Here is a 15337-nt window from a genome sequence, read left to right on the forward strand (position 1 = left end):
CCTTCAAAGGCTCCACTCCGGCTTACGCTTTTCCAAAAAAGCCCGTCCGCCTTCCTGAGCCTCATCGGTCATATAGTAAAGCATCGTGGCATCCCCGGCCAGTTCCTGAATACCGGCCTGTCCGTCCAGTTCGGCATTCAGCCCCACCTTTATCATACGCAAAGCCAACGGACTGAGCTGCATCATCTCCTCCGCCCACGCCACATATTCGTCTTCCAATTCGGCCAAAGGTACCACCTTGTTGACCAGTCCCATGTCGAGGGCTTCCTGAGCATTATACTTCCGGCACAGGAACCATATCTCACGGGCTTTCTTCTGCCCTACGACACGAGCCAGATAAGAGGAACCGAAACCGGCGTCAAAACTCCCTACGCGCGGACCGGTCTGTCCGAAAACGGCATTGTCCGAAGCTATCGTCAGGTCGCACACCACATGGAGCACGTGGCCTCCGCCGATGGCAAAGCCATTGACCGCCGCAATCACGGGCTTGGGCAACGAACGGATTTGTTTTTGCACCTCCAACACATTCAAACGGGGCACACCGTCGTCCCCGACATATCCCCCGTGCCCTTTCACGTGCATGTCACCCCCGGAACAAAAGGCCTTGTCGCCCGCTCCGGTCAACACGACCACACGGACATCGCGCCGCTCGCGACAAATATAGAACGCGTCGCTCATCTCCGACACCGTACGCGGCGTAAAAGCGTTGCGCACCTGCGGGCGGTTGATGGTGATACGGGCAATACCGTTATAAAATTCAAAAAGAATATCCTCGTATTCTTTCAAAGTCGTCCATTCTCTGTTCATATCCTTTATCTTAAAAAGTTCTTCCATTCCTCCTTTATCGCATGATAATAATTCCGTTGCTCTTCGGCATCGGTCTCCGCATCGGTAAACACTTCCAACAAGACAGGAGCCGTGGCTGCTTCGTCCAGCAAATCATCAAGGGCAGCCAGAAGGGACACGGTATCCGTGGCACGTAAATAGGTGAATCCCTGCGATTCGGCCCAACCTGCCGCCGATGCACCATGAGAAGCCGTCACGAAACGCCGCGTATCTCCCGCCATGTCCAACCCGGGCAAGGCATGAAAAATGGCCCCACCGCCGTTGTTCAACACCACGATGCGGAGGTTGGAACGTACATGGCCGTTCCATAACGCATTCATATCATAAAAGAAACTCAAATCGCCTACAAGCAGGAAATTCAGGCGGTCGGACACTGCCGCATAACCCACCGCAGCCGACACGGAACCCTCAATGCCGTTCACTCCCCGGTTGCACTGCACTTCCACACCTTCGGGCAGGCGGCACAATTCCGCCAGACGCACGGCCGAACTGTTGGCCAAATGGAGCACTGCATGGGGTGGCAATGCCTCCAACACGCGCCGCACGGCATATATCTCGGAATATCCGGTTTCCGGAGAGGCCAACCGGGCACAACTTTCATGCCACAACTGCGCATACGCCCCGCACGGCAAAGCCTCCGACCGGAAAAACAAACGGAAGAAATCAGCAGGAGAAGCCTCCACAACCGTGGTCAACGCACAAAACAAATCCGCCGGAAGGCCGTCCGGCGAAACATGCCAATGCACCAACGAAGGCATACGCCTCAGGAACTGTTTCAAACGTTTCGACACGACATGACCGCCTACGGTAATCACCAAGTCCGGGCGCAACGCCTGCAAGTCTTCCTCACGGGCTGCATACAACAATGCATCGAAGCCCCGTACCGCATCCGAAGCCGACGGACAATTCCCCAGCACTTCTGTCAACCAAGCCACACGGCCGCCGGACAGACAGGCCGCTACACCCACCGCCTCGTCCGAAGACATCTGCCCCGACACGACCAGTACCCGCCGGTACTTGGGAAGCTCTTCTTTCAGGAAGAAAGCCAAAGTCCGTCCCTCATCGGACATGTCCCGCCGTACCATACGCCGGACGGAAGGCAAAGCTTCCGCCGTAAAATGAAACAACGGTTCGGAAAGGGGCACATTGATATGCACCGGCCCGTAACCGTGGTGGTCCACTTCGAGCAAGGCTTCATTGACAAGCCGGTTGGCATACCACTCATCTTCCTCGGTACGTACCTCGGGCAGGTTGACCGCCTTCCGCACCAAACCACCGAAAACACCCGGCTGCGGCAAAGTCTGCCCGTCCATCTGCCCTATCCAAGCTGCCGGACGGTCGGCGGAAACGACTACCAAAGGCACCCGCCGGTAGAACGCCTCGCATACCGCCGGATAGAGGTTGAGCAAAGCCGAACCGGAGGTGCAACAGACCACTACGGGAGCCTGCACGTGCAACGCCAATCCGATGGCGAAGAAACCGGCACTGCGCTCGTCCGTCACCGAAAAGCATTCAAAACCGCCGCACGTGGCAAAAGCCTGTACCAACGGCACATTGCGGCTACCGGGACACAACACCGCCCGGCGTACCCCATGCGCACGCAGCAAGGCCACAAGCTGCAACACGTTTTTCTTATCCGAATACATCAGTCCCTCCTTTCGAGATTACATATTTCATGGTCTGCAACTTACGTTCCGTCTCCATCCATTCTTCTTCGCACACGGAAGCCGGCAAGATCCCGCCCCCGGCATACAGGCGGATTTTTTCCGCCCCTTCGCCACATTGCATGCATCGCAAATTCACATACAAAGCCGTCTTCCCTTCCGGCTCCCACCGTCCGAGGAAACCGGCATAATAGCTGCGGTCATATCCTTCATGCGACAGGATGAAGCGGAAAGCATCTTCCTTGGGCAACCCGCATACGGCAGGCGTAGGGTGTAAAGCCTGCAAGATGTCCCCCAAGGCTTCGACCGAAGAGAGACGTAAACGAATATCGGTTTTCAAATGAGCCAGTTCTCCGGCCGTAGCCGTATAAGGCCCTTCCAAAGTGAACCGAACACCTCGTTCGCGCAAGCAACCGCCGATATATTCCGTCACGAAAGCTTGTTCGCGGATGTTCTTTTCCGACCACGGAGCTGTCAACTTCCCCTCCTGCAGGAATTGCGTACCGGCCAAAGCCACCGTACGATATTCCCCTTTGCCTCCGGCCAAAAGGATTTCGGGCGTAGCCCCCAACCAGAAACCGGTCTGCGGCGTATGGAACAAATACACATAAGAATGTACATAACGGCGACAGGCCGCCGTGAAAGCCCGTGCCCATGAAAAGCCATGGGGAAAAGCATCCGTACAACCACGCGAAAGCACCAACTTCTGAAAATCTCCGGCACGAAGCGCACCGGAAAAAGCACGAAAAGCCTCACGATACTCCTTCGACGGCTGCTCCTCCAACCGTCCGCAAAAAGGCATCGGCGCAGGTGCCTCTACCTCATCGGAACATACAGCCCGGGATATACCGACCTCTATTTCTTCCTCCAAGGGAAGCAACCATAAAGGATGCCCCTCTCCGAACCGAAAAGGGGCAAATACAAAACCAGTCTTCCCGTCGTTGGACGGGAAGACTTCAAAAGATTGCAGGGAAGACCGTGCCGCCCGTATGCCGTGGCAAACCCTTTCCCCCGGTTCACGGTAGAACACGAAGGCTTCTCCCCCCTTAATCCATTCATCTATTACCGCCTCGTCGTTCCGCATGCGGCTCATTTCCGTTTCATCACGCTATTCATCACCCGGATGGATGAGACCAACTTCTCTGTAGAGGTAAACACATCCACATTCCACACATGTGAAGAGCGCCCTTTATGCACAATCGTGGCCACAGCCCTCACCGTATCTCCCTCGTGAGCCGAAGAGATATGGTTGCCACTCACTTGCATTCCCACTACGAATTCATCGGGATTGCATATCACCATTGAGCCTAATCCGGCTACCGTCTCTGCCAAAGCCAGCGTAGCCCCGCCATGCAAGATGCCGAAAGGCTGGCGCGTGCGGTGGTCCACCGGCATGGTGGCTTCTATCCGCTCATGGGAAGCATACGTATATTGTATGCCCAAGTTCCCCATCAACGTAGTCTGCGCCTGCGCATTCAAGGCATCGAGCGGAATCTCGCTTTCACGCACTTCGGCCAGAAAAGCGTTTTCCACAGCCACAGCCACACCGTCTTCATTGTTGGAAAGGGTCACATAGTCGGCACAACGTTTCACCGAATCCGGGGCATTCCCCATGGCAATACCCAAATCAGCCAATTGCAACATGGTCACATCGGCCACGCCGTCACCGAACACCACAATCTCGTCCGTCTTGATGCCCTCCATTTCCATGATGACGCCCAACGTATTGGCTTTGTCCACCCGGCTGCCCACCACTTCCAGAAAATACGGTTCGGAACGGAACACATCCAATACACCGTTCAAACGACGCTTCCAATGGTTCTCCAACCCCACCAAAGCTTCCTCGTCATCGCTCACCAACATACATTTGCAAGGCGGGTAATCTATTGCCGCAGAGAAAAACTCCTGATGCTCCAACTTCATGCCGTTCAAGGCCGCTTCGGCTTGCACATGCGGATCATCCGGGTTATTCGTCACGACCGTATCCCCGTTATAAGTAAGGATAGAAAAACCGTTTTTCTCGGCTTTCTTCTCCAAATAAGTGATATGTTCCGGATTGATACGGCGTTCAAATACCACCTCTCCGTTGGAAGCGTTAATCACCTGGCCACCGTTATAAGAGAGGATATACCCGTTATATGTACCCAATTCCAGTTTCTTGGCCAATGGCAACAAACCGTAAGTGGGACGTCCCGATGCCAACATGATGCGTACGCCCATCTGCTGCACTTTGAGCAACGTGTTCAGCGTCCGCTTGCTAATCTCCTTCTCGTCGTTCAACAGTGTCCCGTCCACGTCGAGCACTAACATTTTATATTTCATACTCCCACGTTTTTTTATTCATGTACACAAATATAGTGAAAGCCTTTCAGAAAAGAAGACGGAAGAAGTAGTTTATCGCAAAGCTTCACGTTTTTTAGGGAACGACACCAATAAAAAAAGCTGCCCCGCGCCTCATTTTCCGGCGCAGGACAGCCACTCCTAATAAATAGTCTTTAGCAAAACATTATTTAACTAATACCTTAACCGCCTTTTTCGTACCATCACTCATCAAGTCCTGACGGATGTAGATACCGCGCTGCTTCGGTCCATCCACACGTACACCGTTGATGGTGTACCATACGGAACTTACCACCGTAACCGCACCGTCGGCTGACACACCGTCAATGCCATCCACGAAACCATCCGGCCTGTTGGCATCGCCATCCCCGTAGTAGTAGAGGCGGAAGTTATCGAAGCATGACCAGTCGTTCGTCAGCATACCCGTCTTGCGGACACCCAATACCGGCTCTTCACCTTCGCCCACGTAGAAATACGTGTCGCACTCATACTCTCCGTCTTCGAAAGCCAATGCAGCTCCTGCCGGTTGGTCCACAATGAAATGGTACAGCATGTCGGATTTCGGGAACAGGGAATCGGGCAAAGCCACATCACTGATGTCATACTTCAATTCACTGACGTGCTCAAAAATGGAAGGTAACTTCTCGCTCCAATTACCGTCACCGCATTTAACGAACAATTCCGCATTTTGGGCATCCGCGCTGTCGCGACGTGCTACGCCTGCATCGATAAATCCACCCGCACGATAGAAACCGTTCATAATGACACGGTAATAACCCGCAGGAGCGTTGTACAAAGGTTGGTAAACCTCGCTGCTGTCGTTATAGATTTCAAAGAGCATGGCATCTTTCACCCCCGTCATTCCGTTCAAAGACTCTACAGTCCAACCATCGGAAGACTTAGTATCCACAATTTCTCCATCGTTGTTCTCGCTCTTGGTCTGGAAACTCGGATTGATGATCAATCCCGTGGCATCCACAGGTTTGTCCTTGTTAGCCGTGGTGAAGTCGATATGACCGCTTAGCATCTTGGAATAAGCTTTGTCCAGACGGACGGAATAATCGTTGATTTCGTCCAAAGTGGCGAATATACCCTCTCCGCCAATCTTATTATCAAGGATTTCTCCAACCAAACGTTCCAATTCATCATAGCCTTCGGTACCGACATACTCTTCATAGCTGCCTTCACCCACACCACTCATCTTGTCCTTATGGTTCGTAACCTTTATATTCAATGCGGCAGCGGCCGATATCGCCTCTTGGTCTAACTTGATAGCTGCATTCAGAGCTACCGTATGCTCTTCATAAAGCTCGGGAGTCAGGTCCGCAACGGCATTGGCAGCTTCTATGGCTTTGGTCAAGGCATCCTTGGCCTCCTGCGTAGTCAGAGTATCAGACGAAAGCATGGCATTGGCATCCCGCAAGAGAGCATCCAAAGCCGTATATGCTCCATCCATGTTGTCGGCCCCCAGGTATTCCACTTGGAAATTGTCATATACCACCCAGGCAGCATCCCAAGTCACGCCCGACATCCTGAGGCCTAAGCGGAGCTTTCCGTCTTCGCCTACATAACAAGTCACCGCATTGAGATAGTTGTCCGGCGACTGGTCAAAGACAGCACGTGCGGCAGCCGTTCCATAGCAAAACCATTTCCCATCCAAAGAAGCGTCAGTGGGGAATGATATTTGCTCACAGTTTTCGGCCACATTCTCTTCTTGCGGGCAAGCTGTCACATGGAGAAGCGGTTCGGAAGCATCGTTACCGAAAAGGTAAGCCAATATGTCGTTCGTCTTGTCGCCTTCCTGGCCCCATCCTTCATGCCACGAGTTATTATTGGTAGAACTAGGGGAATAATAGCCTTGCATTGTAATCCGGTAAGACCCCTGAGGCAAATTGGTAATTTCCTGATAAACTTCCCAATCCTTTCCGCTCCATACTTCCGACAGTGAATTGTTTTGGTTGTAACTGCCATCACCTGTCTTGGTCCATCCGTCCGCATTGGCATCCCAACCGGGGTTCACCATTATCCCGGTCACATTATTGGTCTCGCCATTTATCAACGCATTCTTCACACAAGATATCCACAGCCTGTCGGCACGGGGCTGAATGCTGTCCAGTTCCAAAGGATTAAATGTCCTATTTTCATAAGCATCTTCCAGACCGCTCAAATATGCCTCATACTCCGGGAAAGCCTGATCTGCATAGGCTGATTCATCCCATGCCTCAGAAAGTTCGACCGTTTTAGCTGTCAATGCGTCATAGGCTTCCACATCGGCTTTCAACGTATCCATGCCGGCCTGCAACGACTTGACCATAACCCCCACTGCCTCTTCATCGATGTCCGGGTTTGATGCCGCCTGCTTTACCGTCTCGAGCAATTCTTTGTACTTGGCTTCACCGGCTGCGGAATATTTCTTCTGTTGAAGGTCGTAACCGTTCTTCAATTCTTCGGCCTGTGTAAGGACATTCTCCAGGATTCCGGCCACGCCGCCTTCTCCTTTCCCCAAATATTCCAACTTGAAATTATCAACAGCCACCCAGTTGCAGTTCGTATTGACGGTCTTGAACCCTATTTTGATAGTCCCGTCCATGGCGAAGAATTCCAACACCGTATTGCGCGGATAGGGGTCAGTCTCAGAAACGACCCCATCCCTTAAACCGCCGAACTCCAAGCTATGGGCTTCTGCGCGCGATTCGATACCGCTGTTTTCTGCATAAATGTAGACCCCATACGGAGTTTTCGCCCTGTCCCCCTGTTGGTAACCAATAGTATTGGCTGTCAGACGGTATTTCCCGACCGGCATATTCTCCAAAACCTGAGATACTTCCATCGGGCTGTTTGCCAAATTGTTTTGGTTGGAAGCATCGGCCCAAGTCCATTTCTCTGCAAAATTCTGCATTTTGTATTCATTCGCGGGGGTCTCATAGCTAACGGACTGGACACCGGGTGAACCTACGGTGGTCCATCCATTTGTCGTGCCATCGTCAAACGCACTATTCGTAATCACATTGGTAAAGTCCACCGGGGTTTCCGGTGTGGCACTCGAACTTTGCCAATCCACGATGGCCTGCTTCAAACTGGCAGCGGCAGCCTCTACTTCTTCCACCGTAGCGGCAGGATTATTATAGATACCGGCATATTCCCCATAATCCGTAAATCCAATTTCATCCGCCTTGTTCAATTGTTCCTGTAACTGCTTCTTGGCATGGAAAGCTTCATAAACCGCCGGAGTCACGAACTTCCATTCGTCACCGGCATTTTCATATCCGGCCGTACTTTTATCAACCAAGGGGTCTACCGTGGTCTTCCCTTCTGATACGGCTATATACGAATTGGCATACAACGCACTGTTTGCCTCTACACCGTAAAGCTTGTCTTCATCAATCACTTTAATCTTATATGTACTGTTTCCTTGCGGCACGATTTTCCACAAGATATGGCCTGTTTTGTTATGATCAACATAGATTTCTGTGCCTCCTGTATTGATGAACAACTCATGGTATCCCCCGTTGGTCGGCGCATTCATCATGCTTAGGCGCCATCCCTTAGCGGTGGAATACTCTTCATCGGTTTCCGGACGCCGGCTCAACTCATAATCATCCCCGTAGTTCAACGTCACCTCTTGGCCTGTATTATCCACCACAAGGCGAGTACCATCAGGTCGTTGGTTGGACATGAACTTCTGCGTGGCCACATGATAAACGTAGTACAGCCACCCGTTCCATCAGTGGCCAAATTCGGCTCTACAAATTGCAACTCCGGGCCGTCCCATGCGGCCCATAAAGGTAAGGTGGATGATGTCGCACCACACAGTGCCATGATGGCAAGTAATCTGTTTTTCATCTCAATGAAATTTAAGTTAATTAATTGATATTCTCATGCTCTCCAGCCTTTCGGTCGGGAAAGTCGATGCTTATCCACTGGTAGAACCTCAAGACATTGCAAATGTAACGAGTAATCCTTTTCCTTTCATTGGACTATTTAAACTTAAATTAGGATTATATCAGCAAAAAGGTATTTTTCTCATATTTGTCAAGGAAAAGCACTCCATAAAATCAATCTGCGCCAAATGAAAAATCGTTTGCAGCAGATTGAAAAATCACTTGGCGCAGAACGATTTTTCGTTCTGCGCCAAGTGATTTTATCATTTCAACCTACTGATTTTATGCAAATTAGAACAAAATAGCCCGAAGTCGGATTGTTAATCCTTTTTAGACAAAAAGGATTCCTACAACATCTGGGCCCAATGCATCAGGCCTTCGTAGACGAAACTCATCACGCCCAACAGGCAGACACCCGCCGTGCAGAGCGCCAACGTGAGGCGCACGCCCGGATGGCTGCGCAAGGGAGCCACCACCGGAAGGCCGTCCGCCGTAAGGGGCTCGGAGATGTACATGGCCTTGACCACCAACAGGTAGTAGAAAAGGGAGACGATGGTGTTCACCAACGCGAGGAACACAACCAAATACCACCCTTGGGCAAAGGCCGCCGCGAAAATAAAGAACTTGGAGAAGAAACCGGCAAACGGGGGGATGCCGCCCAACGAGAACAGGGCCAACGTCAGCACCAGTGTCAGGCGAGGGTTCGTGCGGTAAAGTCCGCGGTAGGCGTCGCGGTCGGTCCGGCCGGCCGCGTGCTGTTCGACGGTACCGATAACGGCAAAGACGGCCACGTTGGCCGCCACATACACGGCCACATAAAACACCAGCGAGGCCATGCCCTGCGCCGTGCCTGCGAGCACGCCCAGAAGGATGTAACCGGCCTGCGAGATGCTACTAAAAGCCATGAAACGCTTCATGTCGCCCTGCAGGATGGCCATCAGGTTGGCCACGGTGATACTGGCGACGGAAAGCAGGGCCACAGCGAGCGTCCAGTCTTCTTTCATCAAAGGGAACACGAAACGCAGGACGATGGCTAAGGCCACGGCGGCGGCTCCCTTGGAAATGACACTGAGGTAGGCCGTCACGCCGGTAGGCGCACCCTCGTAAACATCGGCCGTCCACAGATGGAACGGCACGAGGCTCATCTTGAAGCCCATCCCGGCCAAGAAGAGCACCAAGGCAAACTGCTGCAACGCGCCGCCTTGGAGCATGGTTGGAAGGTCGGCAAAATAGAGCGTGCCGGAAGTGCCGTAGATGAACGACAGGCCATAGAGCAGCAGGGCGGAAGAGAACATCGTGCTCAGGATAAACTTGGCTCCGGCTTCCGCGCTGTGGTGGCGGTATTTGTCGAGGGCCACGAGGCAGGCCATGGGGATGCTGGCCATTTCCAATCCGATGTAGAATATCAGGAAATGCCCGGCGGACACCATGAAGAACATGCCCAGCAAGGTGGAGAGCGTCAGCACGTAGAACTCACCTTGTTTATAATGCGTGTCTTTCCGCCCCAGCCATTCGCCGCTTTGGAGGAAGATAAGCAACGTGCCGGCCGAAAGGATGGACTTGACGATGGACGTGAACGGGGTGTTGACGTACATGCCGCCGAAGAGTGCGCGGGTGTCGGGCGTAAGGTTCAATCCTATCTGGAGTGCCATCAACACGCAAATGACCGGATGAAACCAACGCTGGCGATGGCGGCCCATGAAAAGGTCGGCCAAGAGGGCCACCAACAGAATCAACACCAGCGACAGCTCGGCATGCAAGGACAATATAGCAGATAAATTACTGTTCATAACTTGGATCAGGGAAGATTAAAATGTGAAACAATAGGCTCTACACTGAAACTGATGGTGTCGCTCACCCACCACGGGGCAAGTCCCAGTCCTGCCACACACACAATCAGGCAAATGACGGCAAAACGCTCGTCCCACGTGGCATCCGTCAACTTCAGATGCTCGGGGTTACGGCACGTGCCATAAAGAATCTTGCCCACCACACGCAGGATATACACTGCCGTGATGACGATACTCATCGTGGCGATGACGGTGCAGGCGCGGTGGAACACGTCGGGATGTTCGAAAGAACCCACGAATACCGTCATCTCGGCCACAAAACCGCTCAGACCGGGCAGGCCGAGATTGGCCAGACCGGCAATGACGTACCCCACAGCCAGGAAAGGCATGACCTTCATCAATCCGTTCAACTCGCGCACGTCACGGGTGTGCGTCCGGCCGTATATCATGCCGATAAGGGCAAAGAACAAGGCCGTCATCAGCCCGTGGCTCAGCATTTGCAGGATGGCGCCCGTGCAGCTCGTGCGGGTCGCCATCAGCAAGGCGAAAAGCACCAGGCCGCAATGGCTTACGGAAGAATAGGCATTGATGTATTTCAAATCGGTCTGCACCACGGCGCTGAAAGCCCCGTAAACCACAGAAACCGTAGTCAGTATCAGGAAGAAGTCGCCCCACTGGGCCAGTCCTTCAGGCATCAGGTACATGGCAATGCGGAAACACCCGTAGCCACCCAGTTTCATCAACACGCCGGCATGCAACATGGACACCGCCGTAGGGGCGGAAGCATGGCCGTCGGGACTCCATGTATGGAACGGGAACAAGGCACCCAATACGCCGAAACCCAAGAACACCGCCGGAAAGAACAGGTGCTGCATCTCTTCGGGGATATTATGCAAGCTGGCAATCTCCAGCACATTCATCGTCTGCGCCCCGGCTCCGTAATAGATGCCCAGGATACCGATGAGCAGGAAAGCCGACCCGCCCATCAGCATCAGCGTCAGTTTCATGGCGGCATATTCCTTACGCCCGCTGCCCCATACACCGATGAGCAGGTACATCGGAATGAGAGCCACCTCATAAAACATGAACATGGTGAAAAGGTCGGTAGAAATGAAGAAACCGAATACGCCCGTGGAGAGCAAGGTAAACCACAGGAAATATTCTTTCGTGAGGGGTTTCAGTTTCCATGAGGCGAAAGTGCCCGTGAACACGATGATGGCGCTCAGCAGCAGCATGACCACGGAAATGCCGTCCACCCCGACGGAATAACAGATATGCAAGGGAGCGTACCACACGACACTGTCCGTGTAGAGCATCTCCGGCTGCGGAAAAGGCAGATTGGCAATCAACGCACGAAGCCGGAGATAATCCACGGCAAGCCAGACCGCCAGCACCAACAACGCGGAAGAACCGGCTACCATCACTCCCCGTACTTGGTTGATGCCCCGGGCCATCCACAGCCCGAGCATCATCAACAGGGGAATCAATACGAAAAGACTTAATATATTCATATCGTTTTTACTTTTTTACCTCGTTAAAGAATTATCAGACGGCCAGCAAAACCAGAGTCAAAAGGATAATGCCGCTCAGGAACCAAATCACGTAAGCCTGTATCCGTCCGCTCTGCATAGGTTGTACCTCCTCCGCCGAAGCACGGGTGGCCCAAGCCAGAAAGTTCATGAAACCGTCTATCACATGGCGGTCGAACCACGCCAACGGGGCAGACACGCAGCGGAAAATAATCCGTTTGGTGACGAACAGCCAGGCTTCGTCCATATAAAAACGGCGGTAGGCCGCACGGTGCAGTTTCGGGAAACGCCGGGCCAAGGCATCGGCCACCGGCTGCTCGCTACGGGCATACATGAAAGTAGCCAAAGCTATGGCCAGCACGGCCACCACGCAACTCGTGGCTGCCACGCCACCGTCCAGATGAATGTCGTAAGACAAACCGTCGCCCGTGACGAAATGCCCGAAGGGGATGAAACCGGCCAAACAGGTCACGGCAGCCAGCACCATCAACGGAAAGGTCATCGTAAGCGGACTTTCATGCGGCACGTGTCCGGCATGCAGTTCTTTATTTTCATGCCCCCAGAAAATACAGTAATACAGACGGAACATGTAGAAAGCCGTCATCCCGGCAATGAAAGTCATGACATAACCCATCACCGGACTGAAAGCAAAGCAAGCCGTCAGAATCTCGTCCTTGGAAAAGAAACCGGAGAACGGCGGAATACCGGCAATAGCCAGGCAGGCGATGAGGAACGTGACATGCGTCACCGGCATATACTTGCGCAAACCGCCCATCACGGACATCTCGTTGCTATGCACGGCATGGATAATGCAGCCCGCGCCGAGGAAGAGCAAAGCCTTAAACATGGCATGGGTGAAAAGATGGAACATGGAAGCCATATAACCCAGGCCGCCTTCATGGCTCGGCATACCCGTGCAGACTCCCAAAGCCACCATCATGAACCCGATTTGGGATATGGTGGAAAAGGCCAGCACCCGCTTGATGTCGCTTTGCACGCAAGCCACGGAAGCGGCATAGAAAGCCGTGAAAGCCCCGACGTAGGCCACAATGTGCAACGTTTCCGGCGCATAGGCGATATAAAGCGGGAACATCCGTGCCACCTGGTACACTCCGGCCACGACCATCGTGGCCGCATGAATCAACGCACTGACCGGCGTAGGGCCTTCCATAGCGTCGGGCAACCAGATGTGGAGCGGGAACATGGCGCTCTTACCGGCACCGCCCACAAACATCAGCCCCAATGCCCACGGCAGCATCAATGCGCCTTGCATAAGATTCTCCTCGGCAGGCGCAAAGGTGAACGTACCCATATAATAACCGTAAATCAGGATACCGATAAGGAATCCGAGGTCGGCAAAACGTGTCACGATAAAAGCTTTCTTGGAAGCGGAGATGGCTTCAGGCTTTGTATAATAAAACCCGATGAGCAGGTAAGAAGACACGCCCACCAATTCCCAAAACACATACATCTGGAAAATGTTCGTGGCTACCACCAGCCCGAGCATCGAAAAGGTGAACAGGCTCAGGAAAGCGTAATAACGCTGAAAACCCTTCTCCCCTTTCATATACCCGAAAGAATAGATGTGCACCATGAGCGAAACGGTGGAAATAACCACCAGCATCATCACCGAAATAGGATCGAGCAAAATACCCATGTCGATATGCAGGCCGGCCGCAAAAGGAAGCCATACAAAATTATAAGGTATCAGGGTTTCAAACGTCCCGTCGGCCAAGCGCGGCAAGGTGAAATAACCGTATGCCGTGACATAACTCAACACGGCTACCGCTCCCAATGACAACGAACCAATCAGACCGGCTGCGCGGTGGGACATCTTCATACCTGCCAAAGCCAACACCAGAAAGCTCAGTACGGGCAGGAGGAGTATCAATATCGTATATTCCATATTATTCTTTTTTTATCAGTTTCCGACGTCAACCCTTCAGGTCGCTGACGTCATCCGTCTGGATATTTCGGATATTACGGTACACATTTATCATAATGGCAATAGCCACAGCCGTTTCCGCCGCCGAGATGGCTATGCCGAAGAGCGTGAAGAAATGGCCTTCAAGTGCACCCGGATAAAAATAACGGTTGAACACGGCAAAGTTGATGTTCGTGGCATTCAGCATCAGCTCCACGGAGATGAGCGTGGCCAACAGGTTACGGCGCGTGAAAAAGCCGTAAATACCGGCAAACATCATCACCGTACTCAGTATCAGATAATAAAAAACATCTATTTCCATAACTTTGTTTGTTTAATCAACGTTTACGTGCAATCATGATGGCGCCGATCATGCAGGCCAACAACAACACACTGACTACCTCGAAAGGCAGTACGAACTGGTATTTCTCCATTCCGATAAGTGCGTTGCCGACTTTCACCGGATCCAGTTCCACCAACGGAGGAACGGAGAAACGTGCAAAACCGTAAGACGACAGCAGGAATACCGTCAATCCGAAACCGGCCAATACCGTCAGTATGGCTGCAAACCAACGTCCCCGCGGGATACGTTCGTTCATGTTTTTGTCCGAACGGGTCAGCAAGATGGAGAAGACATAAAGCACTACGATACCTCCGGCATAAACCGACAACTGCACCGCTCCCAAATAGGTATAGCCCAACATAAAATAAAGACCGGCCGTCCCGAAAAGCACAAACAGCAAAGCCGTAGCCGCACGTAAAATACGGCCCGACGTCACAGCCAGCACCGAACAGACCGCCATCATCAGTGCGACAATTCCAAAAACTACTTGCCCAAGAGTGATTCCTTCCATATTACATTATGCTTTTATAGGTTTGTTTTTCTCGGGAGCCGGCGCCAACACCGAACCTTCCCGGTTCAACGTGAGCAGCAACTTGTCACGCTCGAAAACCGAATTCTCAAAATCGTTGGAAAAACGTATGGCATCATGCGGACAGGCATTGACACAAAGCTGGCAAAACATGCAGGAACCCAAATCATACTCATACCTCACCAAATACTTCTTCTTCTTTCCTTCTGCATCTTCCCTCACCTCGGATACCACACGAATCGTATCGTTGGGACAGGCCATCTGGCACAACCCGCAGGCCACGCAATGATGCTGGTTCCGGTCGTTATGAATCATTTCCAACTGTGCCCGATGACGTTCCGGTATGTAAAGCGTCGTATGCCGGTTTTCCGGATACTGCTCCGTCACTTTCTTCCGGAAGAACACCTTGATGGACGTATTCAGCCCTCCCGCCAGACTCTCCGTGCTACGCCAATATCTCTTTATATATTTCGTGAATTTACTCATTTCAT

12 protein-coding genes are annotated in these 15337 nt (G+C 52.5%); all 12 read right to left on the reverse strand.

Annotated features, from left to right (window positions below; genetic code table 11):
* Nucleotides 1-3: 3 nt before the first annotated feature.
* The gene (gene menB, locus HMPREF9441_RS05440) at nucleotides 4-834 is read right to left on the reverse strand and encodes a 1,4-dihydroxy-2-naphthoyl-CoA synthase (RefSeq protein WP_008618910.1); all 831 of its coding nucleotides are present in this window, start codon (nucleotides 832-834) and stop codon (nucleotides 4-6) included.
* Nucleotides 813-2492 carry a 2-succinyl-5-enolpyruvyl-6-hydroxy-3-cyclohexene-1-carboxylic-acid synthase gene (gene menD / locus HMPREF9441_RS05445; RefSeq protein WP_008618911.1) on the reverse strand — a complete coding sequence of 560 codons (1680 nt, stop codon included), beginning with the start codon at nucleotides 2490-2492 and terminating at the stop codon, nucleotides 813-815. Before menD ends, menB begins: the two co-directional genes overlap by 22 nt.
* The gene (locus HMPREF9441_RS05450; protein WP_008618912.1) at nucleotides 2479-3603 is read right to left on the reverse strand and encodes an isochorismate synthase; all 1125 of its coding nucleotides are present in this window, start codon (nucleotides 3601-3603) and stop codon (nucleotides 2479-2481) included. The genes menD and HMPREF9441_RS05450 overlap by 14 nt, the downstream gene beginning before the upstream one ends.
* Complete coding sequence (locus HMPREF9441_RS05455) at nucleotides 3600-4832, reverse strand: Cof-type HAD-IIB family hydrolase (RefSeq protein WP_008618922.1); 1233 nt, start codon at nucleotides 4830-4832, stop codon at nucleotides 3600-3602. Before HMPREF9441_RS05455 ends, HMPREF9441_RS05450 begins: the two co-directional genes overlap by 4 nt.
* Nucleotides 4833-5016: 184 nt before the next feature.
* Nucleotides 5017-8490 (reverse strand): hypothetical protein, encoded by a 3474-nt coding sequence (locus HMPREF9441_RS05460; RefSeq protein WP_244949632.1) that lies wholly within the window; start codon nucleotides 8488-8490, stop codon nucleotides 5017-5019.
* Nucleotides 8466-8693 (reverse strand): hypothetical protein, encoded by a 228-nt coding sequence (locus HMPREF9441_RS18600; RefSeq protein WP_172634920.1) that lies wholly within the window; start codon nucleotides 8691-8693, stop codon nucleotides 8466-8468. The genes HMPREF9441_RS05460 and HMPREF9441_RS18600 overlap by 25 nt, the downstream gene beginning before the upstream one ends.
* Nucleotides 8694-9078: 385 nt before the next feature.
* Nucleotides 9079-10521, reverse strand: a complete 1443-nt coding sequence (locus HMPREF9441_RS05470) for an NADH-quinone oxidoreductase subunit N (RefSeq protein WP_039864960.1) — start codon at nucleotides 10519-10521, stop codon at nucleotides 9079-9081.
* A gap of 8 nt (nucleotides 10522-10529) precedes the next feature.
* Entirely contained in the window at nucleotides 10530-12032 is a 1503-nt protein-coding gene (locus tag HMPREF9441_RS05475) for a complex I subunit 4 family protein (RefSeq protein WP_008618934.1), read from the reverse strand.
* A gap of 34 nt (nucleotides 12033-12066) precedes the next feature.
* On the reverse strand, nucleotides 12067-13956 hold the full coding sequence (gene nuoL, locus HMPREF9441_RS05480) for an NADH-quinone oxidoreductase subunit L (RefSeq protein ID WP_008618935.1): 1890 nt from the start codon (nucleotides 13954-13956) through the stop codon (nucleotides 12067-12069).
* A gap of 28 nt (nucleotides 13957-13984) precedes the next feature.
* Complete coding sequence (gene nuoK, locus HMPREF9441_RS05485) at nucleotides 13985-14296, reverse strand: NADH-quinone oxidoreductase subunit NuoK (RefSeq protein ID WP_008618937.1); 312 nt, start codon at nucleotides 14294-14296, stop codon at nucleotides 13985-13987.
* A 16-nt stretch (nucleotides 14297-14312) separates the two neighbouring features.
* Nucleotides 14313-14828, reverse strand: coding sequence for an NADH-quinone oxidoreductase subunit J family protein (locus HMPREF9441_RS05490; protein ID WP_008618939.1), 516 nt, complete (start codon nucleotides 14826-14828; stop codon nucleotides 14313-14315).
* A gap of 6 nt (nucleotides 14829-14834) precedes the next feature.
* Nucleotides 14835-15332, reverse strand: coding sequence for a 4Fe-4S binding protein (locus tag HMPREF9441_RS05495; protein ID WP_008618941.1), 498 nt, complete (start codon nucleotides 15330-15332; stop codon nucleotides 14835-14837).
* Nucleotides 15333-15337 lie beyond the last annotated feature (5 nt).

The organism is Paraprevotella clara YIT 11840 (assembly GCF_000233955.1).
Lineage (GTDB): Bacteria > Bacteroidota > Bacteroidia > Bacteroidales > Bacteroidaceae > Paraprevotella > Paraprevotella clara.

Coding starts and splice junctions, on each gene's coding strand:
- menB (WP_008618910.1), bottom strand. CDS start 834: ATGGAAGAACTTTTTAAGATAAAGGATATGAACAGAGAATGGACGACT.
- menD (WP_008618911.1), bottom strand. CDS start 2,492: ATGTATTCGGATAAGAAAAACGTGTTGCAGCTTGTGGCCTTGCTGCGT.
- HMPREF9441_RS05450 (WP_008618912.1), bottom strand. CDS start 3,603: ATGAGCCGCATGCGGAACGACGAGGCGGTAATAGATGAATGGATTAAG.
- HMPREF9441_RS05455 (WP_008618922.1), bottom strand. CDS start 4,832: ATGAAATATAAAATGTTAGTGCTCGACGTGGACGGGACACTGTTGAAC.
- HMPREF9441_RS18600 (WP_172634920.1), bottom strand. CDS start 8,693: ATGAAAAACAGATTACTTGCCATCATGGCACTGTGTGGTGCGACATCA.
- HMPREF9441_RS05470 (WP_039864960.1), bottom strand. CDS start 10,521: ATGAACAGTAATTTATCTGCTATATTGTCCTTGCATGCCGAGCTGTCG.
- HMPREF9441_RS05475 (WP_008618934.1), bottom strand. CDS start 12,032: ATGAATATATTAAGTCTTTTCGTATTGATTCCCCTGTTGATGATGCTC.
- nuoL (WP_008618935.1), bottom strand. CDS start 13,956: ATGGAATATACGATATTGATACTCCTCCTGCCCGTACTGAGCTTTCTG.
- nuoK (WP_008618937.1), bottom strand. CDS start 14,296: ATGGAAATAGATGTTTTTTATTATCTGATACTGAGTACGGTGATGATG.
- HMPREF9441_RS05490 (WP_008618939.1), bottom strand. CDS start 14,828: ATGGAAGGAATCACTCTTGGGCAAGTAGTTTTTGGAATTGTCGCACTG.
- HMPREF9441_RS05495 (WP_008618941.1), bottom strand. CDS start 15,332: ATGAGTAAATTCACGAAATATATAAAGAGATATTGGCGTAGCACGGAG.